This window comes from Megasphaera sp. (assembly GCF_047831605.1).
Lineage (GTDB): Bacteria > Bacillota > Negativicutes > Veillonellales > Megasphaeraceae > Megasphaera > Megasphaera intestinihominis.
Genome location: NZ_CP181255.1, coordinates 1459004 through 1485010, shown reverse-complemented (window position 1 = coordinate 1485010; position 26007 = coordinate 1459004). Strand labels below are relative to the sequence as shown.

Below are 26007 nucleotides of genomic sequence, written 5' to 3'. Positions count from 1 at the left end.
AAAGGAGGTTCTTTTTGTATGAACGGTTTGTATCTCGTTATTATTTCAGCATTAGTGTTCGTACTGGCTTACCGTTTTTACGGCGCTTTCATCGCCGCAAAAGTCTTGACGCTGAACCAGTACAAAGTCACACCGGCATTCCGCTTTGAAGACGGTCATGACTACGTACCGACCAACAAGTACGTCGTCTTCGGCCATCACTTCGCAGCCATCGCTGGTGCGGGCCCGCTTGTCGGCCCGGTCATCGCCGCCCAGTTCGGTTATCTGCCCGGCGCTTTATGGATTCTCATCGGTGGGGTTCTCGCCGGTGCTGTCCATGACATGGTCATCCTCTTCTGCTCCATGCGTTACGATGGCAAGTCCATCGCCGAAATCGCAAAAGCACAGATTGGCCAGAAGACAGGCGTAGCTACTTCTTTCGCCGTCCTCTTCCTGAATATCCTCTGCATGGCTGGCATGGCCGTCGTTATCGCCAATGCCCTGGCAAACAGCCCGTGGGGTACTTTCACCATCGGCATGACCATTCCTATCGCTATCTTCATCGGCATCTACATGCAGTTCCTGCGTCCTGGCAAGATCAAAGAAGGCACCATCATCGGCGTCATCCTCACCTTGCTGGCTGTTGTCGCTGGTCCGGCAGTCCAGGCTTCGCCGGTCTTAGGGCCCATGTTCACCATCAGCCATAACGGCATCTGCATCGCCCTGATCATCTACGGCTTCATCGCCGCAGCCCTTCCGGTATGGCTCCTTCTGGCACCGCGTGATTACCTCTCTACGTACATGAAAATCGGTACTATCGGTGCCCTGGCTCTCGGCATCCTCATCGTAGGCCCGCAGATTCAGATGCCGGCAACGACGCAGTTCTGCGCTGGCGGCGGCCCGGTCATCACCGGTGCAGTCCTTCCGTACATCTTCGTTACCATCGCCTGCGGTGCTGTTTCTGGTTTCCATTCCATGATTTCCACCGGCACGACGCCGAAGATGCTCATGAACGAACGCTCCATCCTGCCTGTCGGCTATGGTGCTATGGTTACTGAATCCTTCGTCGCTATGATGGCTCTGATTGCAGCCTGCGCCCTCGTACCGAACGATTACTTCGCTATCAACTCTTCGGCTGCACACTTCCAGGCTCTGGGCATCCAGGTTGTCGACCTGCCGCACCTGAACGAAATGGTCGGTGAAAACGTCGCTCATCGTCCGGGCGGTGCTGTTTCCCTGGCTGTCGGCATGGCTTACATCTTCTCGAACCTGCCTGGCCTCGACCACCTCATGAACTACTGGTATCATTTCTGCATCATGTTTGAAGCTTTGTTCATCATGACTATCATCGATGCTGGTACTCGTGTCGGCCGTTACATGCTCCAGGAACTCGTCGGCCACGTATGGCCGAAATTCGGTGACCCGAACTGGAAACCGGGTGCCATCCTCGCATCGGCTTTGATCTGCGCAGCATGGGGTTACCTCGTACTGAACGGCAACTTGTCCACGATTTGGCCGATTTTCGGCGTATCCAACCAGCTGTTGGCTATCATCGCCCTCTCCATTTCGTCGGTTGTCATCTGCTCCATGGGCAAAGCCCGTTACCTCTGGGTTACTGGTCTTCCCTGGGCTTTCCTGATGGTCATGATTTTCTGGGCCGACTTCCTGAACATCTTCGAAATCTACCTGCCGAAGGGTGAATGGACGATGTTCACAGTCTCCATCATCATGGCCGTCCTGGTCATCATCGTAGCTATCGGTGCTATCCGTAGATGCATCTACCTGGCTAAGACCGTACCGGCCAGCTATGATACGACAGAAACTGTCGAAGCAGAAGAACTCAAACATCTCCAGGAACTCGTTAAGACGGATAAAGCCGCTCAGCGTTTCCAGGAATTAACCATTGCTCATCACTAAGAGCGAGTAAAAAAGGCTTGTCGCACATGCGGCAAGCCTTTTTTCTGTAGGGGCGACCACGTGGGGCGCCCGTTTACGCAAATCGGTTCATGGATATTCTACATATCCCCAGCGGGCTCGCCACGTGCGAGCCCCTACAGGCACGAATCACGAGCCACTGTCAATAATGCACAAAGTGCATTGTTGACCATTGATAATATACTCAAAATTCTCTTTGCGCAAAGGAAATGCCCGTTTTATAACATTTTATTATTTTTATTATGAATTTATATCATGCTGTTTTCGTAATCTTTACTATAAGTAACTTGAATTTTTCTCTCCTTTAGCCTATAGTAAGTGTATAAGTACAGTGTATACTTTATTTCTCGTGCGATACATAATTCATATTACACCAATTAGAAATAAGTATAGCTCCGGATCCGTGGGAAGTAGAGTAGCCTACACACAATTTCATAAAGGAGGGATTGTTTTATGAATGGTTTGTATTTAGTCATTATCTCTGCATTAGTATTTGTACTGGCTTACCGTTTCTATGGCGCTTTCATCGCTGCCAAAGTCTTGACGGTCAACCAGTACAAGGTCACGCCGGCCTTCCGCTTTGAAGACGGCCACGACTACGTGCCTACCAACAAGTACGTCGTCTTCGGCCATCACTTCGCCGCTATCGCCGGTGCCGGCCCGCTCGTAGGCCCGGTCATTGCCGCTCAGTTCGGTTATCTGCCCGGTGCCTTGTGGATCCTCATCGGTGGCGTCCTCGCCGGTGCCGTCCACGACATGGTCATCCTCTTCTGCTCCATGCGTTACGATGGCAAATCCATCGCTGAGATCGCAAAAGCCCAGATTGGTGACAAGACTGGCCTGGCTACGTCCTTCGCCGTCCTGTTCCTCAACATCCTGGCTATGGCCGGCATGGCCGTCGTCATCGTCAACGCCCTGCACGACAGCCCGTGGGGTACGTTCACCATCGGCATGACCATTCCTATTGCTATTTTCATCGGTATTTATATGCAGTTCCTGCGCCCTGGCCGCATTAAAGAAGGCACCATCATCGGCGTCGCCCTGACCTTGCTGGCCGTCGTCCTCGGCCCGGCCGTCCAGGCATCGCCTACCTTGGCTCCGCTCTTTACCATCAGCGCCAAAGGCATTTCCATCGCCCTCATCATCTACGGCTTCGTAGCCGCTGCCCTTCCGGTATGGCTGCTCCTGGCACCGCGTGATTACCTCTCGACGTACATGAAGATCGGGACCATCGGCGCCCTGGCCATCGGCATCATCATCGTCGGCCCGACCGTCCAGATGCCGGCTATCACCCAGTTCTGCGCCGGCGGCGGCCCGGTCATCACCGGTCCGGTCCTGCCGTACATCTTCATCACCATCGCCTGTGGTGCTATCTCCGGCTTCCACTGCATGATTTCTACGGGCACGACGCCGAAGATGCTCATGAACGAACGCTCTATCCTGCCCGTCGGCTACGGCGCTATGCTGACCGAATCCTTCGTCGGCATGATGGCTTTGATTGCAGCCTGCTCGCTCGTACCGAATGATTACTTCGCCATCAACTCGTCGGCCGAACATTTCCAGGCTCTGGGCATCCAGGTCGTCGACCTGCCCCAGCTGAACGCCATGGTCGGCGAAAACGTCGCCCATCGTCCGGGCGGTGCTGTTTCCCTGGCTGTCGGCATGGCTTTCATCTTCTCCAACATCCCCGGCCTCGACCACCTCATGAATTACTGGTATCACTTCTGCATCATGTTTGAAGCTCTCTTCATCATGACCATCATCGATGCCGGTACCCGTGTCGGCCGTTACATGCTTCAGGAACTCATCGGCCGCGTATGGCCGAAGTTCGGCGATCCCCACTGGCTGCCCGGCGCAATCATCGCTTCGGCTCTGATCTCCGGTGCATGGGGTTACATCGTCCTCCAGGGGAACTTGTCCACCATCTGGCCTATCTTCGGTGTATCCAACCAGCTGCTGGCCATCATCACCCTGGCCATCTCGACGGTTGTCATCTGCGCTATGGGTAAGGCCCGCTTTGCCTGGGTCACGGTTATCCCCTGGGTCTTCCTGACCGTCGTCATCTTCTGGGCCGATTACCTTAACATGTTCAACATCTATCTGCCCAAACAAGAATGGCTCCTGTTCACCGTTTCGGCCATCATGGCTCTCCTGGTCATCATCGTCAGCATCTCCTCCATCAGAAGATGCCTGTACCTGGCTAAGACCGTACCGCCCAGCTACGATACGACAGAAACTGTAGAAGCCGAAGAATTGAAACACCTGGAAGAACTCATCAAGACCGACCCGGTCGCCAAACGCTTCAAAGAACTTACAGTTGATCATCATTAGAAAAAAGAGGCTTGTCGCACAGCGGCAAGCCTTTTTAGGTTGTTCGTGGGGCGTCCGCTCGCGCAAACCGACCTCGGTATTCCCACATATATCGGGCGGACTCGCCACGTGCGAGCCCCTACAATCTATAAACGTTTTACCTAATCATTTAACGTTTAACCTTGTTTTATTTTAAAAATTTATGGAAAAACATCTTGACATAGACCAGCAAATTGCGTACAATGTGTTCAAGCTTCAGGAAACAAACCGTGAAGCGAAATATTCGTAAATCTAATGACGAGAGAAAGTAGTCTGTACCATTGCTTTTCAGAGAGCTGGCGGCCGGTGCGAGCCAGTACGATGATACCGATGAAGCTCCTCTCCGAAGATCGACGCTGAATTTCATTAGGCGCCGACGGCATTTCACCGTTACCAGAAACGCGTATGTTGGTACGTTGTAGAGAGTCCGGCTGCAGCAATGCGCCGGGAATCAGGGTGGTATCGCGGAATTATACTCCGTCCCTTACAGAAGGGGCGGAGTTTTTTTGTTGGCCTCTTTTGACAAATCTCTAAATCCCAACGATAAAATTCTTATTTTATATTACAAAGGAGATATGTTATCATGGCAAAAGTATTTTATGATCAGGATGTAAACTGGGATGTAATGAAAGGCAAAAAAGTCGCAATCATCGGTTATGGCAGCCAGGGCCACGCTCATGCGTTGAACCTCAAAGACAGCGGCATCGACGTCGTCGTCGGCTTGTATGAAGGCAGCAAATCCATCGCCAAAGCCCAGGCAGCCGGTCTTGAAGTTAAATCCGTTCCTGAAGCCGTTAAAGAAGCCGATATCACGATGATCTTGATTCCGGACGAAAAACAGGCTGACGTCTACGCAAAAGAAATCGCTCCCAACTTGAAAGACGGCAGCGCCCTCGCTTTCGCTCACGGTTTCAACGTTCACTTTAAACAGATTGTTCCTCCTTCGACAGTCGACGTCTTCATGGTCGCTCCGAAAGGCCCGGGCCACCTCGTCCGTCGTACTTTCACTGAAGGCGGCGGTGTTCCTGACGTATTCGCTGTCGAACAGGACGCTACAGGCAAAGCCTTCGACATCGCTTTGGCCTATGCCCGCGGCATCGGCGGTACCCGTGCCGGCGTCATCCAGACGACTTTCCAGGAAGAAACGGAAACAGACCTCTTCGGCGAACAGGCAGTCCTCTGCGGCGGCATCTGCCAGTTGATCACCAACGGTTTTGAAACCCTTTGCGAAGCTGGTTATCAGCCGGAAATCGCTTACTTTGAAACCTTCCATGAAATGAAGTTGATCGTCGACCTCATGTACGAAGGCGGCATGGCTAAGATGCGTAAATCCATCAGCGACACGGCAGAATACGGCGACTACACAGCCGGCCCGCGCGTCATCACGCAGGATTCCAAGAAAGCCATGAAAGCTGTCCTCGACGACATCCAGACCGGTGCTTTCGCTAAAGATTGGCTCCTCGAAAACAAAGCCGGCGGCCGCGCTCACTTCCTCGCTATGCGCCGTCAGCACGCTGAACATCCGATTGAAAAAGTCGGCGCTAAACTCCGCGACATGATGCCGTGGCTCCACAACAACGACCAGAACGACTAAGTAAGATCCGTTCATCGCAGGCCGTTCGTCGTTCATCGAAAAGGACGATGAATGGCCGCTTCGATGAACGAACTACGACAAACGATGAACGATATTAAGAGGTGAATGATGATGAAAATGACAGGTGCAAGGGCAGTGCTGGAATGTTTGAAACGGGAAGGCGTCGACGTCGTCTTCGGCTATCCCGGAGGGGCTATCCTGCCACTATACGAAGAAATGTATAAAGACAACTTCCGGCACATCCTTACCGGTCATGAACAAGGAGCGGTCCACGCTGCAGACGGCTACGCCCGCGTTACCGGCCGGCCCGGCGTCTGCATCGCCACGTCCGGACCAGGGGTATGCAACATGGTTACGGGCATTGCTACGGCCAACATGGACTCTATCCCCATGGTCATCATCAGCGGACAGGTCCCGACGGGCCTCATCGGCCGCGATTCCTTCCAGGAAGCCGATATTTCCGGCATTACGTCGCCCATTACCAAGCACAACTACCTGGTAAAGAACGCCGCTTCTATCCCGCGCGTCCTGAAAGAAGCCTTTTACATCGCATCGACAGGCCGGCCCGGTCCAGTCCTGATCGATATTGCCAAAGACGCCCTGGAAGCGGAAATCTATTTCCAATATCCCGATAAAGTCCATCTGCCGGGCTACGTCGTCGAAACAACTGGACAAGCTTATGACATCGACCGGGCTGTCGCCATGATCCAGCACAGCCAGAAACCGGTCTTCCTCGTCGGCGGCGGTGTCATCCTGTCGGAAACGACGAAGTATCTCGAAGACATCGTCAATACGACGAAGATTCCCGTCGTCACGACACTCATGGGCAAAGGAGCCATCCCCGATTCTCACGAACTCCATCTCGGTATGGGCGGGATGCACGGCTCTTATGCATCGAACAAAGCCATCTCAGGCTGCGATCTGCTCATCGCCTTAGGGGCCCGTTTCGACGAACGCCTGACCAGCCGAGCCGATACGTTTGCTCCCAATGCACAGATCATCCATTTTGAAATCGATGATGTCGAAATCGACAAGATCATCGACATCGACTTAGGCATCAAAGGGGACCTGCGTTGGTCCCTGCCCATTTTCGCCAAGAAGCTGAAAGAAGGCGCCTTCGATTATGGAGCCGCCTTTGCCGATTGGCGTCATGAGGTCCTGGCCATGAAGAAAAGCCACCCCTTCGCGACGCCGCCGCGTCCAGGCTGCATTTCACCCCAGTCAATCTTCGCCGCCGTCCGGGACATCACCCGGGACGACGATACCGTAGCCATTACCGACGTCGGTCAGCATCAGATGTGGGCAGCTCAATTCTTCACGACGGATGAGCCGAAACACTTCATTTCTTCCGGTGGTCTGGGCACGATGGGCTTCGGCCTGCCGGCTGCCCTCGGTGCCAAAGTGGCCTGTCCCGAAAAAACAGTCGTCGTCTTTTCCGGCGACGGCAGTATCCTCATGAACTGTCAGGAATTCGCGACCTTGTCGGAATACGGCATCGACGTGAAAGTCATCGTCTTGCACAACGATACGCTGGGAATGATCGTCCAGCTCCAGGATTTCTTCTATAACCACCATTATTCACAATGCACTTTGAATAAGCGCAAAAACCTGCCCATGCTGGCCGAATCGCTGGGCGTCAAAGGATACGCCATCGAAAAACAGGACGATTTAACCCCCGTCCTGAAAGAGGCCTTTGCCCATAAAGGGCCGGCCCTGGTCGATATCCGCATCTCGCCGGAAGAACGGGTATACCCGACAGTTCCCGGCGGCAAAGCATTGAGTGACATGATTTTAGGAGGTGACGCCTGATGAGAAAACAGCATCTGGCTATTTTGTCCGATAATAAACCGGGCGTATTGACACATATTGCTGGCCTGATCAGCCGCAAGGCCATCAACATCGAATCGTTGACCGTCGGTTATACGGAAGAACCAGATGTGTCGCGCTTCAATATCGTCATCAGCATCGAAGACGATAAAGAATTGAAGCAGACCATCAGCCAGCTGGCCAAGCTCATCGACGTCATCAAGATCATCAACCTCGATGAAGCGCCCTTCATCAGCTACGAACTGGCCATGATCAAGGTCCGCTACGACACGCCGCAAGTCCGCGACGAGCTGGCCAGCCTGGCCAACCTGTTCCACGCCAAAGTCGTCGATGTCAACTTGAACTCGCTCATCCTCCGCGTTACAGGACGCGAAGACCACGTCAATGCCCTCATCAAGGTATTGTCGCCATATGAAATATTAGAAATCGCCCGGACCGGGACCATTTCCCTATCACGAGGACTCGTACCGGTCAAGGCGATGTAAAAAAGGAGCTGTCGCATCGCGACAGCTCCTTTTTTCTGTAGGGGCGCCCACGTGGGGCGCCCGTCCACGCAAATCGACCACGGGATTCTTACATATGCCCGGCGGGCTCGCCCTCTACAGTGGTCCTTTTCAGCAACCGTCCTGCCATTCCTTGTAGTCATGGCCTGACGGGCTGAAAAGGCACGTGCGAGCCCCTACAAATTATAATGCACCTTATCAGAAACATCCATGTGCCAGCCACATAAATATGCTATAATAAGGTATCTTGTATTTGATAGAAAGGGAGTGATATGCATGTCAGCTACGGTCTTGACGACGGCTTCCCCCCGTCCCTGCCCTTTGAAATCGCCTTGGGCGACATCCTGGCCAAAGCCATTGCCATGTCGGCCCAGGCCCTCCAGTCCCTGCCGAAAGACCAGCGCCTGCTCATCATCGGGACGACGCCCATACACGGCGGCCTGCTGGTCTTCATTAAACATGCCGTATCACCGGACATCCCGGACGACAAAAACGACCTCCTCCGGGAAGCGCCCTATGCCCAGTTCGTTCCGGACCTGAATCAGTTCTCCCGGCTCTACGAGGCGACCTTCCGCTATGACCTCCACAACCACCTGGCCAGCCTGTATTTGACGATTCCCTATCAGACTTGATTGGAAGTGATACTCAGCCATGCTTTACAACATCGTGACCGTTTTCCTGATGACGACAGCCCTCATGCCGCCAGCTATCCTCCAGTACTATGCCTTTGAACCCTTGCTGAAGCATCGGCAGAAAGTCCTCGTCCTGGGTGGATATGCCGTCCTGTACCTCATGGAACTCATCTTTTTCCTCTATATGTTCGTCTGGGGTCCCTGGGAACACAGCTTCATCTTATATAAAAAAGTCTTTGTCATCGCCTAGATTCCCCATTTTCTTTGGGCCGTCGTGACGATCCGGCCTTATGTATTCCTCCATCTCTACGTCTTTTCCATCCGCGCAGCCTGTACGATCTTCGTCCACACCCTGATGGCCCTGATCCTGCTGGCCATCTTCCATGGCGACAGCTCCCGGCCGGCCCTGTCGGCAGCCATCTATCCGGCCCAATGGCTGTTCTATATCGTCTGCTACATGGCCCTTATGCCCATGCTGCGCCGTTATTTCAATGAAGTCTTCGTGAAATACCGTCATCTGACGACGCATCACTATTGGAAATACATCAGCATGCTGCCGCTCTTCCTGCTGCTGGACATGTACTTCATCATGGCCAGTTCGGACGTCCTCATCATGGACCGGATGATCCTGCCCCGCAGTATCCTGCTCCTGGCTTTGCTCATCATCGCCCAGAGCATCCGCACGGGCCTCCGCTAAACCGATCAGACCCTGAAGATGTACGAACGGACAGAAAATATGACAGCCCAAATCGAAGCCAGCTACGATTATACCCATTCCCTGCTGGAGTCACAGAACCAGATGAAGGCCATATATAAAAAACGCAAGGCCTACCTGGACGAACTGGAACAACTCATCGTGTCCCATCGTTCCCAAGAAGCCTTGCAGCTCATCGAGGAAATCGGTGCCGAGCTGAATCAGACCAAGCGCAAACAGTATTGTCAGAATCCCCTGGTCAACGCCGCCTTGTCGACGTATCTGGCCAAAGCCGAAGCCCTGCACATGCCCATTACCGTCAAAGCCGTCATCCCCAAGGAAAATACGGCTCTCAGCTCCGACCTGGCCATCGTCTTGTCCAACCTCATCGAAAATGCCATCCATGCCAGCGAAAAGCAGCCCGGAAGCCATCGCGCCCTGTCCCTGCTGACCATCTGCCAGGGCGACATCCTCAGCATCCTGGTCAAGAACCGCTTCGACGGGACCGTAGCCCTCGATGAAGACGGCCTGCCGACGACAAAGGTCAATGGCCATGGCATCGGCATGAAATCGCTGAGCCGCTTCCGCGACACCTATGACGCCAGCGTCCTCTGCACCTGTGAAGACGGCTGGTTCTCTACGTACATCCGCGTCCCCTGGGGCAAGGGCAGCCCGTCTTAGACGACGCCTGTACCGTCGAAGGCCGGGATGAAGGCGTCGCTGGCACTGCCTTTTTCCTGGACGAAGCCGTCTTCGATGCCGCTGTCGAAGAGGTACTGTTCGGCTTCATCGTACTCTTCGTCCGACAAGGGCCGGTCGATTTCGGGGTATTCCCCGGCCCGGCCGCAGGGTACATACTGGCGCATCAAACTGAATAAGACCTGGCCGTCATCGAAGTGGTCTCGCACCCAGTCGATGACGGCTTTCGTATTGTCTACGCAGCCCGGCAGGATGAGGTGGCGGATGACGACGCCCTTCTGCAGGATGCCGTCGTCGTCCATTTCATAAGGGCCGACCTGGTCGTACATGCGCAGGATGGCCGCCGTGGCGACTTGCGGATAGTCTTCGGCAGCACTGTAGCGCTTGGCCAATTTCGGGTCGAGGTATTTCAAATCGGGCAGATAGATCTGCACTTTGCCCTTGAAATCGTCAATCGTCTCCTGCGATTCATAGCCGCCGCAGTTGTAGACGACCGGTACCGGCAGGGGGGCGGCCAGACTCGCCAAGATGGCCTGTTTATACGGCGTCGGCGTGACCAGGTTGATGTTGTGCGCCCCCTGGGCGATGAGCCGGCCGTAAAGCTCCCGCAGCTTGTCCACCGTAATGGGCACGCCCGTCCCGCCCATGGAAATGGTGGCATTCTGGCAGAAACAGCAGCGCAGGTTGCAGCCCGTGAAAAAGACGGCGCCAGAGCCGTGGCTGCCGCTGATACAGGGTTCTTCCCACTGGTGCAGGGCCGCCCGGGCTACGACGGGCTGGAGCGGACTGTGGCAAAAGCCGGGCATCTTTTTTTCATCCCAAAAGGCCGCGCGGACGACGCCGCAGCGGCGGGGACAGTCATTACAATAGGTTTCCATAGTTTTCTATACCTCAGTCAAAAATTTTTCCGGGATTCAGGATATTCTTCGGGTCCCAGGCCTGCTTCACAGCCTTCATCAAGGCCAGTTCCACCGGATCCGTATACTTGGCGAACAGGGCCTTGCGGGCCTGACCGATACCGTGTTCCCCGGAAATGGCACCACCCAGCTCATAAGCTGCCTGGCAGGCCTTATCTTCAAAGGCGGCGACTTTCTGCTTTTCATCCCCTTCATCGGCGAAGCCCTTGCGCAGGACATCGAGATGGATATTGCCGTCGCCGGCGTGGCTGACACCGCGGAAGACGACGCCCAGCGCCTGTCCCAAATCCCGTAAGCGTTCCATGAAGGGCAGGAGCCGGTCCGGCGGGACGACGAAGTCTTCCATGGCCGCCACGGGGCAGTCCGCAGCCGACGCTTCCGTAAAGGCCTTGCGGGCCTTCCAGACTTTATCGGCGTCGGCCATGAAGACATCGACAGCTCCCAGGCAGCGGCAGACTTCATCGACAGTGACGCAGTCGTCATCGAGCGTTTCGTCCCGCGAGCTGTCGAGCTGGATAATCATATAGGCGCCGCCGGCCGGGCAGGGCTGTTTTTCTTTGAGCCAGTCCTGGACGACGGAAATGACGTCATAGTCCATGAATTCCAGGCACGTCGGCGTAATACCTGCCTTGGGCAGGGCCGTGACCAGGGCCAGGGCCGTTTCCGGCGACGGAAAGACGGCCAGGACGTGGGCCGTGGCCCTGGGCAGGGGTACGAGCTTCAAAGTCAGCTCCGTAATGATGCCCAGCGTCCCTTCGGAACCGATGACGATTTTTTCCAGGGGATAACCGGCCGTCATCTTGTGCAGGCGCTTGCCGAGATGGGCGATCTGCCCGGTCGGCGTGACGACTTCGATGGCGTAGATCTGATCCCGCGTCGTCCCGTACTTGACGGCCCGGTTGCCGCCGGCATTGGTCGCGCCATTGCCGCCAATACAGCAGCAGTCGCCGCTGCAGGGGTCGCCGGCATAGAGGAGGCCGCGCTTGCGGGCTTCTTCCTGTATCCGCGCCGTAATGACGCCGGCCTGGACGACCATGTACATGGCGTCTTCATTGATTTCTACGATACGGTCCATCCGTTCCATACTGACTACGATGCCGCCGCGGCTGTCGGCCACAGCTCCGCCTTCCAGGCCGGTCCCGGTCCCCCTGGGGATGACCGGGATGACGGCGTCATTGGCCAGGCGGACGACAGCCGCCAATTCTTCGGCCGACGCCGGCAGGACGACGACGTCGGGCAGACAGGCTGGCCCGGTCCCTTCGTCTTGTCCATAGGGAATCTTTTTATCCCGGTCCGTCCAGACATATTTAGCGCCGACGATGGCTTCGAGGTCCGCGACGACGGCCGGGGTTACGTGATTATACTCCATAATGACTTCCTTCTCAGGCTTCCTGCCCGAAGATAAATTTTAAATAACTTTCCTGGAACTGGCGATATTTCCGCTTGGCCAGGGGAATCTTATGGCCCTGGATTTCGATGTAATCGCTCTTGATGACGCGGATAGCCGACTGGTTGACGATATAGCCTTTCCCAGGCGATACGAACTGGCCCGGCGCAATGGCATCCAGCGTATCCAAGAGACTAGCCAGGGACTGCCGCGTTTCCAGCAGCAAGTGGTCTGCCGTATAGACCTGCTGGATGTGCCCATTGCTTTCGACGTAGAGGATGGCGTTGACTTCTTCGACCTGGATACCGCCGCCGACGAGGCGGAAGATCATCTTGCCGCTGTGGCGCTGGCGGATGCTTTCCATGACGCGGTCCATGGCCTGGTCGAACTCTTTCTGCGTAAAGGGCTTGACCAGGTAATGGGCAGCCCGGACGGCAAAGGCTTCGACGGCAAATTCTTCGCTCGTCGACAAGAAGACGATTTCCGCCCGGCTCTTCTGCTTGCGCATCTCTGCGGCAATGTCCGTCCCCAGCAGGCCGGGCATACAGATATCCAGCAGGACGATGTCGAAATTCCCTTCCTTTTCAAAAGCATCGACGAAATCCATGGTATTGTTATAGGTAAAGACTTCGGTCGGTTCCTTTTTATCGTGGAAATACTGTTGGACTGCCTTTTGAATGATGTCCAACTGTTCCTGTAAATCATCACAAATCGCAATTCGTACCATCGTGACGCCTCCTTTCAATAAACAAGTATTTTACAAGTTTATTATATCACCAGATTCGTCTCAAGCCGTCCGATGTGTCACGAAATGGCGCATTTTTGACGCGTAGCGGCGTTCAGAAGAAGGTATTTACCATCATGCATGGTCCCTTTTTCTCTATAGTAGGGGCGCCCACGTGGGGCGCCCGTCAGCATATGCAAGAATCCCGTTATCACTGATTTGCCTGAGCGGGCTCGCCACGTGCGAGCCCCTACAGAAAAGGGACTGTCGCACATGCAACAGCCCCTTTTCCCCCACTACAGTACGATGCCCCGCAGGAGCGGTACGATGGTGAACTGATATAATTTCAAAAAGCCGAAGACGCAGATGCCGATGGATGCGCCGACGATGGCCCCGTTGATACGGATCCAGGCCAGGTCTTCGCCGACTTTGCTTTCCAGGAACTGGTTGAACCGCTTCTTGTCGAAGCCCGACAGGACGTCGCGGACGGCGACGGCGATGAGCGAGTGTTCATGTTCCAGGATGACGTTGCAGGCCCGGCGTATCTGTTCATCGAGCCAGTCTTTGATTTCCGGATAGGACCGGCAGTATTCCAGGTAATGGATGAACTGTTCTTCCAATAAATCCTTCAGTTCTTCCTTGCCCTGGTCGCCTTTGGTGAAATAGTCCTTGGCCGAATTCTGGGTCGCCGTCAGCCACTGCTCGATGGGCAGGGAGTCGACGAACTGGTCCTGCCAGTTCTGGACGCCAAAGGCCAGCTGGCCGTTCATGGAATAGAGGAAGAGTTCCAGTTTGCGGCACAGCCATTCGCGCTGTTCCCCTTCGGCATGTTCCCACTGGTCGAGCCATTCGACGATGCCCATCTTGATATCCTTGGCAATCTTACGGGTATCGACAATGCCCAGGACTTTGGTCAGTGTGAGGCTGGACATGGACGAATGCTGCGATTCTTCACGCCACTGGAGGATGAGCTTTTCCAGGAGGCTGTCGAAGTCGTCGCTGTTGACCAGTTCCCGCACGAGGCCGATGGCATCGTTGAACATGTTGCTGTTCGGGTCTTCCAAAAGGGAAATGAGGCGGTCCTGGAAGAAACTGACCAGGGGCTGCTGTTTCAGGTACTTGCGGATGTGCGAGGCTATGGATGCCTGGGTCCCGCCCTTCTGAGCGTAGCGGTAAGCCCGCTGAGCCACTTCGTAGAGGACGCTGCGGAACTTTTCCCGGCCGTTCGGGCCGCGCAGCCAGCCGACGAGCTTATCGATGAAAGAAATCTGATAGAGCTTATCCTGCCACATATTGGGCTGGAGAAGCTTTTCCGAGATGATCTTGGTCATGCTGTCGATGATCTGGTCGCGATGGCGATAGAGCAGTTCCGTGTGATACGGAAAGCTCAACGGCTTTTCAAAGAGCGCCGTAACGGCGAACCAGTCGGCGATACTGCCGATGAGGGCCGATTGGATGACGAAGAACAGCAGTTCTTCCCAGACCGAGACGTCATGCGTATACCACCAGAGGAAAATGGCGATGAAGCAGACGAAAGACAGGCCTAAAATCATATTGGCACGCTGTCTGTATGTCATAAGATAGCCCCTCCCTTCACGGCGTACATGACCAGGTAAATGACGGCACCCAGGATGGCGCCGACGAGCGAACCGTTGACGCGGATCATCTGCAGGTCATACCAGACACTGTTTTCCAGCTGTTCTGCCAGGTAATTGCCGTCGTATTTCAGGATTTCCTGTTCTGCCGTCTTGCCGAACCAGACCTGGAGACGCTTCAATTCGCGGGCCGCAAAGGCCAGGGCCTGGCGGTTCATATGTTCCACCTGGTCTGGGCTCTGGCGCCACGATTCCAGTTTATTGATGACGTAATTAGCTGCGACCTTGCAGACCCGCTTCTGCCGTTCCGGGTCCTGGACGTAGCGCTGCCAGGCTTCTTTCGTGTCCGGCCGCGTGACCAGGCTGTTGTACATGCGGTTCTTATAGCTGTCGATGCGCTGGCGCCATTCGTCGTTGAATTCGATCTTTTCCGTCTGTTTCCACAAATAGCGCAGGGCCTGCTGGCGCTGTAGGGAATTGTCTTCCTTGGCTTCGGCCAGGAGGTCCAGGCACTTCGTCTGCAAGAGGCCGGCTACGTGGTCCGGCTGGAAGACTTCCATCTTCAAGGCCGCCTTGATGGCCCAGCCGAGGAAGATATTGTGCTTGGCGTACTGGCGCAGGGAGGCTTCGTAGATTTCGCCGACATAGCGCTTCATCGTTTCACTGCGTACGAGGTCTTCCAGGTTGAGGATCATGAAATCGAGGAAATCCTTCCCCGATTCACCGCGCAGGCCGATTTTGATGGCCTTGCTCATGATCGGTGCCAGGTCGACTTTCTCGATGACCTGGCCGCCGATGCCGGCAAAGGCCTTGACGACGGTCTTCATGTCGATGGTGTACAAGAAGGTATTGAGGATCTGACCGAAGACGCGTTCTGCCGACTGGAACCCCTTTTCCGTATGGAGATAATCCAGCGTCGCGCCCAGGATGGGATGATGTTTGAGGATGTTGTACATATTGGAAACGGTCAGGATTTCATATTCGATCATATGCCGGGCCATTTCGGCAATGCGTTCCTTGCTGTTCGGAATGAGGGCCGTCTTAAAGGAGATGCCCAAAGGCCGGCGGAACAGGGCCGTTACGGCATACCAGTCTGCCAGGCCGCCGATGAGGGCCGCCCCGGCCAGATGGGTCAGCAGTCCGCCGACAAAAAAGTCTTGGAAGGGGTATGCCAGAAGCAGGAGGACTGCCGCCGTAATCAGGATATAATTGGCAATCTGGCTGCGTCTGCCCCCGTGTGTATTACTTGCCATGATACCTCCTTACTGCCCGCCGATGATGACGTCGTCGCCATCATGCTGGGGAATCCACAAGGGTACGTCCGGATAAGCCTGTTTAAAAGCTGCCGACGGCGTCCAGGGCGTGCCGAAATAATGCATGGGGATGAGGCATTTCGTGACCGAAACGTCTTTCAGGAAACCCGTGACGCCCCATTCGCGGGCGCCTTCCAGGCGGGCGTCGACAGGGAAAAAGACAATGTCGAAAGTCTGTCCGGCAAGGTGTTTCATTTCCCGGTCGAAGTTGCTCTTGGCTTCGGCATTATTTTCATCCGTATCGCCGAGCCAGTGCCACCAGTTCAAGTCGCCGGCATGGAAAATCTTCAAGCCGTCCGTTTCCACCAGGAACGACCCGCCTTCATCAGTCGACCCATACTGGGTCACCGTCGTATCTCCCAGGGGCAGCGTTTCATACAACTTCATGGCATGGAACCGGTCTGCCGGAATGTCCTTGAGGCGCACATCTTCATTGACGATGTACTGGGCACCGCCGAACTGGCCGATGCTGCGGTTGAAATGGTCTTCGTGCCAATGGCTGACAAAGAACCACAACGGCTTCCTGCCGACCTGGCTGTAAGCCTTGACCGTCCCCGATGGATCCTTGTAGTAATCAAAGACCAGCACCTTGGAATCGGTCTCGACGGCAAAGCCGCTGTGATTCAAAAAGGTAATCTGTACACTCATATAGTAACCCCCTTATCGGTTGTTTAATGGCTATTGCATACTTTTTATTATACCATATATGCGTCGCCCGTGTACATGCCGGGGAGGGTTGTGGCTAGGGGCCGGTGGCTCGTAGTTCGTGGCTCGTGCGAATTTCTCCAATTTTTAGTTGTAGGGGCTCGCACGTGCCTTTTCAGCCCGTCAGGCCATGACTACAAGGAATGGCAGGACGGTTGCTGAAACGGACCACTGTAGAGGGCGAGCCCGCTTGAGGATATATGTGATTCCCCCAGCCAGTTTGCTAGGGAACTCATCCAAAGTTCTAACGGGTCGCCCACGTGGCGACCCCTACAAAGTAAAAAGGCTTGCCGCACATGCGACAAGCCTTTTTTACTTTCCCTCTGCGATCAGCCCTGATGGAATTCTACGCCCATAGCGCCTTTCGGATGTTTCCAGCTCTTTACGCCTTTGCCGCCGGAAATGACGCGGCACGTACCACATTCGAGGCAGCCTTCATGACTGAAGACCAGTTTGCCGTCATCATAGTGATACAGGTTAGCCGGACATGCCATGACTAAGCGTTTGATTTCTGCTTCGTCATGATAATCTTCGTTGATCTGGATATGAGATTCGTGTTCATCGGTCACGAACTTATCGAAACCCAGTTTATCGTCTACACTCATCTTTGCCATCTTACATCGCCTCCCAAGCTTTCTTACCTAAATCGAAGAGATTAGCCAAGCCGCCGTTGTTTGCCAAAACTGTCAGAGCAATCATGGGCAGAGCGACCGGTGCGCCGCCGTCTACTTTGTAGACCATGCCGGCAAATTCGTCGGCCATCTTCGGGAAATCGTTGAAGATAATGTGATCTTCCAAGAGGCCCGGCAGGTTCTGATACTGTTTCATGAGCTTCATGATGAAGCTTTCTTCTAACAAGGTCTTGTAAACCGAGAGGCTTTCAGCCGAGAAGTCGTTGCGGTTCTTCGCTTTGATGACGGCTTCGCCAGCCAGACGGCCCGATTCGATAGCCAGGTCCATGCCGCGGACGGTGTAACCCAGGTTAACGACCATAGCTGCTGCATCGCCAGCGACGAGGACGCCGTCACGGACGAGTTCCGGCATCATCTTGAGGCCGCCTTCGGTAACGAGGTGAGCCGAATATTCTTTCAGTTTCCCGCCTTTGAGGAAGGGAGCAATAGCCGGATGAGCTTTCATGCGTTCAACCATGTCCGGTACGCTGACATCGACGCGGCCGATATCGCTGATGGTCGTAACGATGCCCAGGGACAGGCTGTCTTTGTTGGTGTAAATGAAGCCGCCGCCGAGGTTGCCGCCCGTCGGGTCGCCAGCCATCATCCAGGCTGCGCCGTCATTGCCGCTCAAACCGAAGCGTTCGTTGATGACGTCTTCACCGAGTTCGATGACTTCTTTGACGCCGACTGCAACGTCTTTCTGTTCCAGTTCTTTCTTCATGCCGATCTGCTGTGCCAGCAGGGAGTTGACGCCATCAGCCAGGATGACGACATCAGCGTCGAATTCTTCGCCGCCCGTCATGACACCGATGACTTTGCCGTCTTCGACGACCAGTTCATCGACGAGGAAGCCTTCTGTCAGCATGACGCCGGCTTCTTCGGCTTTATCGGCCAACCATTTATCGAATTTAGAACGCAGTACCGAGTAGGACGGATATTTGAGGTTTTCCAGTTTATCCGAACCATACTGGAAGCTCAGTGCGCCGCCTTCTGTCATGAGCGACAGGCGTTCCTGCGTAATCTTACGTTCAATCGGAGCTTCTGCTGCGAAATTCGGAATCAGTTTTTCCAAGCTGTGTCCATAGAGACGGCCGCCGCTGGAGTTCTTGGAACCGCAGAATTTACCGCGCTCCACCATCATAACATCCAAACCAGCTCTGGCCATTGTCAAGGCTGCAGCAGAACCAGCTAAACCGCCGCCAACCACGATGGCATCAAATTTTTCTTCACTACTCATGTTCTTACCCTCCTTAACCATACGGTTTGCTATCTTAATTTCCGTTCGTATCTATCGTAACGTAATGTAAGTCCTTTTCATAATCCTTCATTCGACCGCAGGCTTCTTCCCCTTGTGGAGCACGCAGGCCCCAAATAAGCGGCTTTTCATCTGCCTGTCAATCAATCCGGCTTGTCCAAACAAGTCCAGGAGCTCCTTCTTCCTGAGAAAATCCTGCGTCGACTGCCACAGCCAGGTGTATTCCTGCCGATGGCGGAAGCCGCCGCCCAGGAAGGGCATGACATACCGGAAGTACACCGAATAAAAGGGCCGGATGACCAGAGAATCGGGGACAAAGGAGTCGAGACAATATACCCAGCCGCCGGGAACGACGACGCGGGTCATTTCCTGCAGGACGCGCAGGTAGTCCGATGTGTTGCGAAGCCCGAAGGAGATACAGGCTGCCGAAAAGGTATTATCCTCAAAAGGCAGGTTCATGGCATCACCTTCCTGCCAGGTAACGTTAGCAAGCGGCGCGCCTTTTTTGCGGGCTACGTCGAGCATCGCCGGCGAAAAATCGAGGCCAGTGACCTTGAGATCCGGCCGGTGCGCTGCCAGGGAAATAGCGATGTCCCCAGTGCCACTGCACACATCCAGGACACGGCTGCCCTTGGCTGCCTGCTCACAGACAGCTTCGATGAGGCAGTCTTTCCAACGGCTTTCCATGCCGAGACTGATGCGCCCGTTGGCGCGGTCATAAGTCTGGGAAATCTGCTGGAATACATGATATACCTTCTCCCGTTTTGAGAGTTCAGCCAAAAGTACCACCTCCGAAGAGGACCATCGCGAGTGCTAACAGATAGGCACCGTTGCCAAAGAGATTGGCGGCGATGATACCTTTCATCTGTTTCACCCGCCCCTGCGGTTCCAGGGGCGAACGAAGCAGGTTCATAAAGGTATGTCGGGCAAACACGATGAAGAAAGCCGGGCTGATGAGGCCCCACCAGCCGGTGTACCATACGGGCAGGATGCAGATGAGTGCCATCCAGATCCATACGGCAGCCCGGTACAGGCGGACAGCCTTAGTCCTTCCCAAAAGTGCCGGTAAGGTCCGGCGCTTGGCCTGCCTGTCCTTTTCGATATCACTCGTATTGTTGGTCATCATGATGAGACCGATACTGATGATGAAGGGCAGCGCTGCAGGCAAAACGGAAAAATCGAAGGCACTGCTTACGGCGGCGACGATTCCCATGGGGATGAGGCCGCCCATGACGAAGCCCGAAACGAACTCGCCAATCGGCAGATAGGATATCGGCAGGATACCACCGGAATAAGTCCATACGGCGATGGCTCCGATGACGCCGATGATCAGCGGCGCCGGTCCGGCTGTGACCAGTGCCGGCAAGGCCAGGAGACCGGCTGCAACTAAGTAGCCAAGTCCCAAAGCCAATGCCTGTCCAGGCTTGATGTTTTCATAAACCAGGACGGCGTCGCTCACCTCGACGTTGTCGTCGGCAGTGTCCGTGCCTTTTACAAAATCAAAATAATCATTCAGCGTATTGACGGCGGACTGCATGAAGACGCAGGCCCAAAAGAGGGTGATGGCCAGCGTCCCCGTAAGGGGGTAGCCCTTCAGGAGGCAATACAGTTCACCGAATACGGCGGGATATACAGAAGCCAGCCAGGTGTGCGGTGCAGCCAGGCGAACGGCCAGCTTAGGTGTTAAGCAATGTTGCTGTTCCATTCACACGGCCCCCAGCTTACGTACGATCTTGCCGAGCTGCAGGGAAATATCACTTGACGGCAGGGCTTCGAGGATGTCCTCAGCCCGTTTCTGGTAGGTGTGGATCTGGTTCCACGCGCCTTCCAGGCCGCCCAGGGCTGCGACGATTTCTTCCATGCGGCAGATATCCGCATGAGTCAGCGTCCCTTCGGCGCTCCTTTCCATATAGGGGTAGAGGAGCCGGCGGCCGCCGGGCTGTTCCCGTGCCAGGAGGACCGGCAGGGTATAGATCCCTTCGCGGAAATCCTGGTGGGCTTTCTTGCCAATCATCGAACTATCGGGTACGAAGTCGAGGAGGTCGTCGCGCATCTGGAACATATAGCCCAGACATTCGCCGAAGGACTCGAGCATCCGCGATACCCGTTCGTCACAACCGCTTTCCATGGCACCGATGCGGCAGCAGGCGCGGAACAAGGCGACGGTCTTGCCGTGGATGTTCTGCAGATATTGGTCAATAGTGACGTCCTCTTTATAGCGGCACATGGCCTGGCCGATTTCGCCGGCACACATTTCCTCTACAGCCTGGGCGATGACCATACCTGCCCGGTTCAATCCCTCGCGCATCAAATAGAAGGTGATGCGGCTCATCAGGAAATCGCCGGCATAGACGGCTGCGTTCTTCCCGTACTTGCTCTGCACCGACGGCTTGCCGCGCCGGACCGGTGCATCGTCGACAATATCGTCATGGATCAGTGAGGCCAGATGGGTCATTTCCACTACGGCCGCCAGTTTATACAACCGCTCCCGCACATCGTCGCGGTCTGTTCCGAACGAGCCGGCCATCAGTACCAGGCGGGGACGGATCATCTTCCCCTGCGAAGAGGCTGCATCGTCGAGGACAGCGCCAGTGGCTGTACCTTCAAAGGGATGCTGCGTATATAGTTTTATATACTCTTTCACTCTGCGGACCTGGTCATCGCTGATACCGGCAAACAATTTGGGCATAAACTTCCGGGCGCTGGTTTCTAAGAGTGTCTGTTTTATCATCATGCTCTATTTACCTTTCCGGCCAACGTTATTGCCTATTTTTTTTCGCGTTTTTCAACGACGATCTGTGCTGTGTGTTTAACCTGAATGTTGTTCAAGCCGCGAGCATCGAGGCCGCCACGGATCTGGAGCAAGCAGCCCGGGCAGTCGACAGCGACGACATCTGCGCCAGAAGCGACGATGTTGTTGATCTTTTCTTCGAGGATCGGAGCCGACATTTCAGGGAATTTAACGGAGTAAGAACCACCGAAGCCGCAGCATTTATCGCAATCGTGCATTTCGATGAGTTCGACGCCCTTGGTAGCTTTCAAGAGTTCACGCTGTTCCTTTGTGACGCCGAGGTAACGGTTCAAGTGGCAGGAGTCGTGATAGGTGACCTTCATCGGTACGCCATCGCCGGTATCCGGCAAGCCGCCGAGCATGGAAACGAGTTTGCAGAAGTCGAAGGTCTTGCTGCGGAGTGCTTCCGCTTTCTTGAGCATTTCCGGATCGTCCTTGAAGAAGTCGACATAATCGCGGAGGGCATGCGTACAAGTCGGGCAAGCCGATACGATGTAATCGTATTTTTCAGCTTCCATAGCGTTCAAGTTCATTTCAGCAGCTTTCTTGGCGTTTTCAACATCGCCCATATAGGTAGCCGGAGCACCGCAGCAAGCCTGGCCAAGCGGCATTTCTACGATATAGCCAGCCATGTTGAGGGCTTTGACGACGTCCGTTGCGATGTCGACATAGACGAAGTCGAGGAGACAGCCCGTGAAGATAGCGATCTTGCCCTTCGGATTGGGAACATCCTGTTTGATTGTCGGCAGGATATCGCGGAACGGCTGCGGAGCAACGCTCGGCAGACTGCGGCCTGCTGTCAGACCGGACAAGAACATCGGCAGATGACGGATCATCGGCTGACCTTTGGTAATCATGCCCTGAGCAACGGAAGCGATGCGCAGCATAGAGTGGAAGAGGTGACGGTCAGCAACCGTATCGAGACAGAATTTATGGACCGGATTGAGGCCATCTTCCTGAGCGAATTTCGTACGTAATTTCAGGATCATGCCGGCAATATCGAGTTTGCCGCCGCAGACTGTGTTACACGTACCGCACTGGAGACAGATGTTTTGGATATCTTTACCGCGTTCACGGCTGTTGAGGAAGCTCGTGAGCAGCGTGCCGATACCGCCGGTATAAATGGAGCCGCCATATACGTGGCCGCCGACGAGGCGGAAGGCCGGACATACATTCAGGCAGGCAGCGCAGCGGATGCAGCAGAAGATATCTTTGTAATCTTCACTGGCCATGATCTTACGGCGTTCCGGCGTATCGAGGATGATCATGTGGAAGTTCTTGTCTTCCTTCGTATCGTTTTCCGGATCCGTAACGACTTTCGTAGCGCCCGTGTAGAAGGAAAGGTATGCCGTGATGTTCTGGGCTGTACCGTTACGAGGCAGTACTTTGAAGATGTAGCGGATATCGCTCATCTTAGCGACGAATTTTTCAATACCAAAGATATATAAGTGCGTTTTCGGAAGGGTTGCGACCATACGGCCGTTGCCTTCATTCGTCATGGTAATGACTGTCCCCGTTTCAGCGACAGCGACGTTGGCACCGGAAACCCCCATTTCAGCGCTGAGGAATTTCGGACGCATGACGCGGCGGGACGTCTTGACTTCTTTCGTGATGACCGGTTCTTCTGGCTGTTTCGTATACGATTCAAAGAGGTCGGCAACGTCTTCTTTAGAATAATGAATAGCCGGCATAACCATGTGGGACGGCGTATCACCAGCGATGGAGTTGATGAATTCGCCCAAGTCCGTTTCCTGAGCCGTAATGCCTGCTTTTTCATAGTTCTGGTTGAAGTGCATTTCTTCCGATGCCATGGATTTCGACTTAACGCAAAGTTTGACGTTGTTGTCTTTTGCCAGTTTCAAAGCATAGTCCATAGCTTCTTCCGGAGAATGAGCGACGAATACGTGAGCCCCGTTGGCTTCCGCATTCTTGATGAATTCGGCCATGACTTCGTCCAGATGGTCACGAGCATAGGATTTTACTTCATGGACTTTCTCACGAAGCGCTTCAAAGTCATATCCTTTGTAAACTCTTGCACGGTTGCCAGGATAAGCTGTCGTAAAGTTCTTCAACGCCTTCTGCAGCGGCGCATTATCCATGGCGCGCTCGATTTCTTGCTTCAGTAATTCGTTAGACATGTGCTGTTCCCTCCCTTACGCATCTTCTACGACGATGACCGAATACTGACGCGGGCCATGAACCCCTACAGTACCGACACATTCGATATCAGCTGTCCGGCTCGGGCCGGTGATGATACCGGCGAATTTCGGGAACGGTTTCGTTTCGGCCATGATGTCGATCATGTCATCGAAAGTATCGACGATCTTAGAAAGTTTGACGATGCCGACATAGACGTCCGATACCGTTTCAACGATACGACAGTCGATGTCGTCCTTCATCTGGACAATGGAGCCCAAGTTGGCGATGCCGTAATCGGCTTCGGTAACGCCGCCTTTGTCGTCCGGGGCATTCTTGCGGAAGTGATCCGTATCCACTTTGATGCCTGCGGCTTTCAATGCGTCTACAGCGCCGATTTCTTTCAGGAGCGGCGTTTCAACGAGGGCAACTTCATGTGTGTCCTTGTCCTGGAAAATTTTGGTGAGAGTTGCAGCAACGTCTGCTTTTTTGGCGATGTAACTTTCGCCGTTGACGCTGGTCAACCCTTTCTGGAATGTTTCATACAATTCTGTCTTTTCCATTTTCACACCTCTTTACTTATAAATCACAACTACAACGAATACTATGAAGTAAAGTATTTAACATAAGTATACCATTTCATGCGCAAAGTGCAATAAGTATAGAAAAATGGGTAATACAAAACGAGAAACCTTGAATGGTCATCTATGCGTTTTTGTTATTAGCTCATTCATTACTAATATGGTGTTCTTTTAACACTCCATGCTTTTTATCAATAAGCCTTTCAGAAAAATGGCTTATTTACGCTATATACTTCGTTTAACCACGCTAAAGGATATGTTTTTGTAATGATATTTTTAGATTTTTTAAATTACTTTATCTCATATTAAGCTCATTTTGCTTTACAGTATACGATTGATTGTAGAGAATACAATTCATATCTACTAAACATGGATATTGTATGCAGACAAATTTAATCAAAAATAATGAGTCTTTATGAAAACATCGTTCGTCGTAGGTCGAAAAAAACAAAAGCCCTGGTTACGACGAACGATGAACGAAAAACGGCAAATCCCTTATATGGATATATAAAGAACGTGATTCTATCGGCCTTTTTGAATAAGACACCAATTTTATCATCTTTTTACAATTTTTCTATTGACAAACGTCCTGTGAAGGGGTATCATGTGTTCAACACGAAAACAAAAATGCAATGACCAAAACAAGTACACACAGGATAACGGCACAGAGAGTAAGGGCCACCGGCTGAAAGCCCCTATCGAAGTTGAATGTGATGGAATGCCTTTGGGAGCAGGATGATTGAACGTGAGTAGGTCATCCCGGTTGCCGCCGTTACGGGTATTGAGTGGCAGTCGAAAGACTGCAATCAGAGTGGAACCACGGACCACCGTCTCTGTATGACGGCAGGTCTTTTTTTATTTACTTTTTTACGACACAGGAGGGCGCTACGCCATGTTCAAATCACTTCGCAACGACATTCGCGTCATCAAGGACCGCGATCCAGCCGCCAAGAACACGCTGGAAGTCTTGCTCTGCTATTCCGGCCTTCATGCCATCTGGGCCCATCGCCTGGCCCACTTCTTCTATAAGCATCAGTGGTTCGTCACGGCCCGCCTCATTTCCACGATTTCCCGCTTCTTCACGGGCATCGAGATCCATCCCGGCGCCCAAATCGGCGAAGGCCTGTTCATCGACCATGGCATGGGCATCGTCATCGGAGAAACGACGGTCATCGGCAACAACGTGTCCCTCTATCAGGGTGTCACCCTCGGCGGGACGGGTAAGGAAAAGGGCAAACGCCATCCGACCATCGGCGACTACGTCGTCGTCGCCTGCGGCGCCAAGGTCCTCGGGTCCTTCACCGTCGGCGAAAGCTCAAAAATCGGCGCCGGTTCCGTCGTCCTCAAAGAAGTGCCGCCGTACTCGACAGTCGTCGGCATCCCGGGCCGCGTCGTCGTCCAGAAAGGCAAGCGCCTCAAGGCCAGCCACAGCGAACGCGACGTCGACCTCAACCACAACCGCCTGCCCGACCCCATCGAAGATCAGATCATCGCCCTGCAGCATCAGGTAGCCCTCTTGCAGCACCGCGTCGAAATGATGGACCACCAGCAAGATGAACGCTGCGTTGGCAAAATGCGGCCATTGAAATAATAAACTTCGTTGTCACCCTGTATGGAAATGAAAAATCCCTCTACAGGTGTACATAAAATCTATACCCATTTGGTATACCTTACTATACTTCAACATATTTTTGCATTCATCGGGGGATGAATCATA

The 26007-nt window shown here is 53.9% G+C and carries 23 protein-coding genes and 2 other annotated features; of the genes, 10 read left to right on the top strand and 13 right to left on the bottom strand.

Annotated elements, in window-relative coordinates; genetic code table 11:
• Positions 1-18: 18 nt before the first annotated feature.
• The 9 genes from ACFWUB_RS07035 to ACFWUB_RS06995 all read left to right on the top strand — a co-directional run bounded on the left by ACFWUB_RS07035 (position 19) and on the right by ACFWUB_RS06995 (position 10194).
• Positions 19-1896, top strand: a complete 1878-nt coding sequence (locus ACFWUB_RS07035; RefSeq protein WP_416183717.1) for a carbon starvation protein A — start codon at positions 19-21, stop codon at positions 1894-1896.
• A gap of 471 nt (positions 1897-2367) precedes the next feature.
• Positions 2368-4245 carry a carbon starvation protein A gene (locus ACFWUB_RS07030; protein ID WP_337466104.1) on the top strand — a complete coding sequence of 626 codons (1878 nt, stop codon included), beginning with the start codon at positions 2368-2370 and terminating at the stop codon, positions 4243-4245.
• A 264-nt stretch (positions 4246-4509) separates the two neighbouring features.
• Positions 4510-4751 (top strand) — a binding site (T-box leader).
• Between the two features lie 95 nt (positions 4752-4846).
• Positions 4847-5857 carry a ketol-acid reductoisomerase gene (gene ilvC, locus ACFWUB_RS07025; RefSeq protein WP_020311430.1) on the top strand — a complete coding sequence of 337 codons (1011 nt, stop codon included), beginning with the start codon at positions 4847-4849 and terminating at the stop codon, positions 5855-5857.
• Positions 5858-5968: 111 nt separating this feature from the next.
• Complete coding sequence (ilvB, locus tag ACFWUB_RS07020) at positions 5969-7666, top strand: biosynthetic-type acetolactate synthase large subunit (RefSeq protein ID WP_036200715.1); 1698 nt, start codon at positions 5969-5971, stop codon at positions 7664-7666.
• Positions 7666-8169 (top strand): acetolactate synthase small subunit, encoded by a 504-nt coding sequence (gene ilvN / locus ACFWUB_RS07015; RefSeq protein WP_020311428.1) that lies wholly within the window; start codon positions 7666-7668, stop codon positions 8167-8169. Before ilvB ends, ilvN begins: the two co-directional genes overlap by 1 nt.
• Positions 8170-8459: 290 nt before the next feature.
• On the top strand, positions 8460-8819 hold the full coding sequence (locus ACFWUB_RS07010; RefSeq protein WP_292108286.1) for a hypothetical protein: 360 nt from the start codon (positions 8460-8462) through the stop codon (positions 8817-8819).
• Positions 8820-8838: 19 nt separating this feature from the next.
• Complete coding sequence (locus ACFWUB_RS07005; protein WP_416183716.1) at positions 8839-9069, top strand: hypothetical protein; 231 nt, start codon at positions 8839-8841, stop codon at positions 9067-9069.
• 24 nt (positions 9070-9093) lie between these two features.
• Complete coding sequence (locus ACFWUB_RS07000) at positions 9094-9516, top strand: hypothetical protein (RefSeq protein WP_416183715.1); 423 nt, start codon at positions 9094-9096, stop codon at positions 9514-9516.
• A 39-nt stretch (positions 9517-9555) separates the two neighbouring features.
• Positions 9556-10194, top strand: coding sequence for a sensor histidine kinase (locus ACFWUB_RS06995; protein ID WP_416183714.1), 639 nt, complete (start codon positions 9556-9558; stop codon positions 10192-10194).
• Here the strand turns inward: ACFWUB_RS06995 and ACFWUB_RS06990 are convergent.
• The 13 genes from ACFWUB_RS06990 to ACFWUB_RS06930 form a co-directional block, all read right to left on the bottom strand.
• Complete coding sequence (locus tag ACFWUB_RS06990) at positions 10191-11090, bottom strand: radical SAM protein (RefSeq protein ID WP_020311426.1); 900 nt, start codon at positions 11088-11090, stop codon at positions 10191-10193. The two genes, ACFWUB_RS06995 and ACFWUB_RS06990, sit on opposite strands and share 4 nt — an antisense overlap.
• 13 nt (positions 11091-11103) lie before the next feature.
• Entirely contained in the window at positions 11104-12498 is a 1395-nt protein-coding gene (locus tag ACFWUB_RS06985) for an FAD-binding oxidoreductase (protein WP_416183713.1), read from the bottom strand.
• Positions 12499-12511: 13 nt separating this feature from the next.
• Positions 12512-13243 carry a LytR/AlgR family response regulator transcription factor gene (locus tag ACFWUB_RS06980; protein WP_416183712.1) on the bottom strand — a complete coding sequence of 244 codons (732 nt, stop codon included), beginning with the start codon at positions 13241-13243 and terminating at the stop codon, positions 12512-12514.
• A 293-nt stretch (positions 13244-13536) separates the two neighbouring features.
• Entirely contained in the window at positions 13537-14817 is a 1281-nt protein-coding gene (locus ACFWUB_RS06975) for a DUF445 domain-containing protein (protein ID WP_416183711.1), read from the bottom strand.
• Complete coding sequence (locus tag ACFWUB_RS06970) at positions 14814-16088, bottom strand: DUF445 domain-containing protein (RefSeq protein ID WP_302681321.1); 1275 nt, start codon at positions 16086-16088, stop codon at positions 14814-14816. The genes ACFWUB_RS06975 and ACFWUB_RS06970 overlap by 4 nt, the downstream gene beginning before the upstream one ends.
• Before the next feature lie 9 nt (positions 16089-16097).
• Positions 16098-16796 carry an MBL fold metallo-hydrolase gene (locus ACFWUB_RS06965; RefSeq protein WP_020311421.1) on the bottom strand — a complete coding sequence of 233 codons (699 nt, stop codon included), beginning with the start codon at positions 16794-16796 and terminating at the stop codon, positions 16098-16100.
• Between the two features lie 386 nt (positions 16797-17182).
• Complete coding sequence (locus ACFWUB_RS06960; RefSeq protein WP_020311420.1) at positions 17183-17467, bottom strand: 4Fe-4S dicluster domain-containing protein; 285 nt, start codon at positions 17465-17467, stop codon at positions 17183-17185.
• Position 17468: 1 nt separating this feature from the next.
• Entirely contained in the window at positions 17469-18764 is a 1296-nt protein-coding gene (locus ACFWUB_RS06955) for an FAD-dependent oxidoreductase (RefSeq protein ID WP_292108288.1), read from the bottom strand.
• Positions 18765-18851: 87 nt separating this feature from the next.
• Positions 18852-19571: a ubiquinone/menaquinone biosynthesis methyltransferase gene (locus ACFWUB_RS06950; RefSeq protein WP_226888102.1), complete on the bottom strand. Its 720-nt coding sequence runs from the start codon at positions 19569-19571 to the stop codon at positions 18852-18854.
• Entirely contained in the window at positions 19555-20487 is a 933-nt protein-coding gene (locus tag ACFWUB_RS06945) for a prenyltransferase (RefSeq protein ID WP_292108289.1), read from the bottom strand. The genes ACFWUB_RS06950 and ACFWUB_RS06945 overlap by 17 nt, the downstream gene beginning before the upstream one ends.
• The gene (locus tag ACFWUB_RS06940; RefSeq protein ID WP_296820926.1) at positions 20488-21516 is read right to left on the bottom strand and encodes a polyprenyl synthetase family protein; all 1029 of its coding nucleotides are present in this window, start codon (positions 21514-21516) and stop codon (positions 20488-20490) included.
• A 32-nt stretch (positions 21517-21548) separates the two neighbouring features.
• The gene (gene ldhH, locus ACFWUB_RS06935; RefSeq protein ID WP_020311415.1) at positions 21549-23711 is read right to left on the bottom strand and encodes an L-lactate dehydrogenase (quinone) large subunit LdhH; all 2163 of its coding nucleotides are present in this window, start codon (positions 23709-23711) and stop codon (positions 21549-21551) included.
• 15 nt (positions 23712-23726) lie between these two features.
• Positions 23727-24272, bottom strand: coding sequence for a LutC/YkgG family protein (locus tag ACFWUB_RS06930; protein WP_020311414.1), 546 nt, complete (start codon positions 24270-24272; stop codon positions 23727-23729).
• 641 nt (positions 24273-24913) lie between these two features.
• Positions 24914-25128 (top strand) — a binding site (T-box leader).
• A gap of 54 nt (positions 25129-25182) precedes the next feature.
• Between ACFWUB_RS06930 and cysE the strand changes: the two genes are divergently transcribed.
• Positions 25183-25881 carry a serine O-acetyltransferase gene (cysE, locus tag ACFWUB_RS06925; protein ID WP_020311413.1) on the top strand — a complete coding sequence of 233 codons (699 nt, stop codon included), beginning with the start codon at positions 25183-25185 and terminating at the stop codon, positions 25879-25881.
• Positions 25882-26007 lie beyond the last annotated feature (126 nt).

Coding starts and splice junctions, on each gene's coding strand:
- ACFWUB_RS06930 (WP_020311414.1), bottom strand. CDS start 24,272: ATGGAAAAGACAGAATTGTATGAAACATTCCAGAAAGGGTTGACCAGC.
- ACFWUB_RS06970 (WP_302681321.1), bottom strand. CDS start 16,088: ATGGCAAGTAATACACACGGGGGCAGACGCAGCCAGATTGCCAATTAT.
- ACFWUB_RS06985 (WP_416183713.1), bottom strand. CDS start 12,498: ATGGAGTATAATCACGTAACCCCGGCCGTCGTCGCGGACCTCGAAGCC.
- ldhH (WP_020311415.1), bottom strand. CDS start 23,711: ATGTCTAACGAATTACTGAAGCAAGAAATCGAGCGCGCCATGGATAAT.
- ACFWUB_RS06995 (WP_416183714.1), top strand. CDS start 9,556: ATGACAGCCCAAATCGAAGCCAGCTACGATTATACCCATTCCCTGCTG.
- ACFWUB_RS07010 (WP_292108286.1), top strand. CDS start 8,460: ATGCATGTCAGCTACGGTCTTGACGACGGCTTCCCCCCGTCCCTGCCC.
- ACFWUB_RS06960 (WP_020311420.1), bottom strand. CDS start 17,467: ATGGCAAAGATGAGTGTAGACGATAAACTGGGTTTCGATAAGTTCGTG.
- ACFWUB_RS06940 (WP_296820926.1), bottom strand. CDS start 21,516: ATGATGATAAAACAGACACTCTTAGAAACCAGCGCCCGGAAGTTTATG.
- ACFWUB_RS07005 (WP_416183716.1), top strand. CDS start 8,839: ATGCTTTACAACATCGTGACCGTTTTCCTGATGACGACAGCCCTCATG.
- cysE (WP_020311413.1), top strand. CDS start 25,183: ATGTTCAAATCACTTCGCAACGACATTCGCGTCATCAAGGACCGCGAT.
- ilvC (WP_020311430.1), top strand. CDS start 4,847: ATGGCAAAAGTATTTTATGATCAGGATGTAAACTGGGATGTAATGAAA.
- ACFWUB_RS06965 (WP_020311421.1), bottom strand. CDS start 16,796: ATGAGTGTACAGATTACCTTTTTGAATCACAGCGGCTTTGCCGTCGAG.
- ACFWUB_RS06980 (WP_416183712.1), bottom strand. CDS start 13,243: ATGGTACGAATTGCGATTTGTGATGATTTACAGGAACAGTTGGACATC.
- ACFWUB_RS06990 (WP_020311426.1), bottom strand. CDS start 11,090: ATGGAAACCTATTGTAATGACTGTCCCCGCCGCTGCGGCGTCGTCCGC.
- ilvB (WP_036200715.1), top strand. CDS start 5,969: ATGAAAATGACAGGTGCAAGGGCAGTGCTGGAATGTTTGAAACGGGAA.
- ACFWUB_RS06945 (WP_292108289.1), bottom strand. CDS start 20,487: ATGGAACAGCAACATTGCTTAACACCTAAGCTGGCCGTTCGCCTGGCT.
- ACFWUB_RS06975 (WP_416183711.1), bottom strand. CDS start 14,817: ATGACATACAGACAGCGTGCCAATATGATTTTAGGCCTGTCTTTCGTC.
- ACFWUB_RS06955 (WP_292108288.1), bottom strand. CDS start 18,764: ATGAGTAGTGAAGAAAAATTTGATGCCATCGTGGTTGGCGGCGGTTTA.
- ACFWUB_RS07030 (WP_337466104.1), top strand. CDS start 2,368: ATGAATGGTTTGTATTTAGTCATTATCTCTGCATTAGTATTTGTACTG.
- ilvN (WP_020311428.1), top strand. CDS start 7,666: ATGAGAAAACAGCATCTGGCTATTTTGTCCGATAATAAACCGGGCGTA.
- ACFWUB_RS07035 (WP_416183717.1), top strand. CDS start 19: ATGAACGGTTTGTATCTCGTTATTATTTCAGCATTAGTGTTCGTACTG.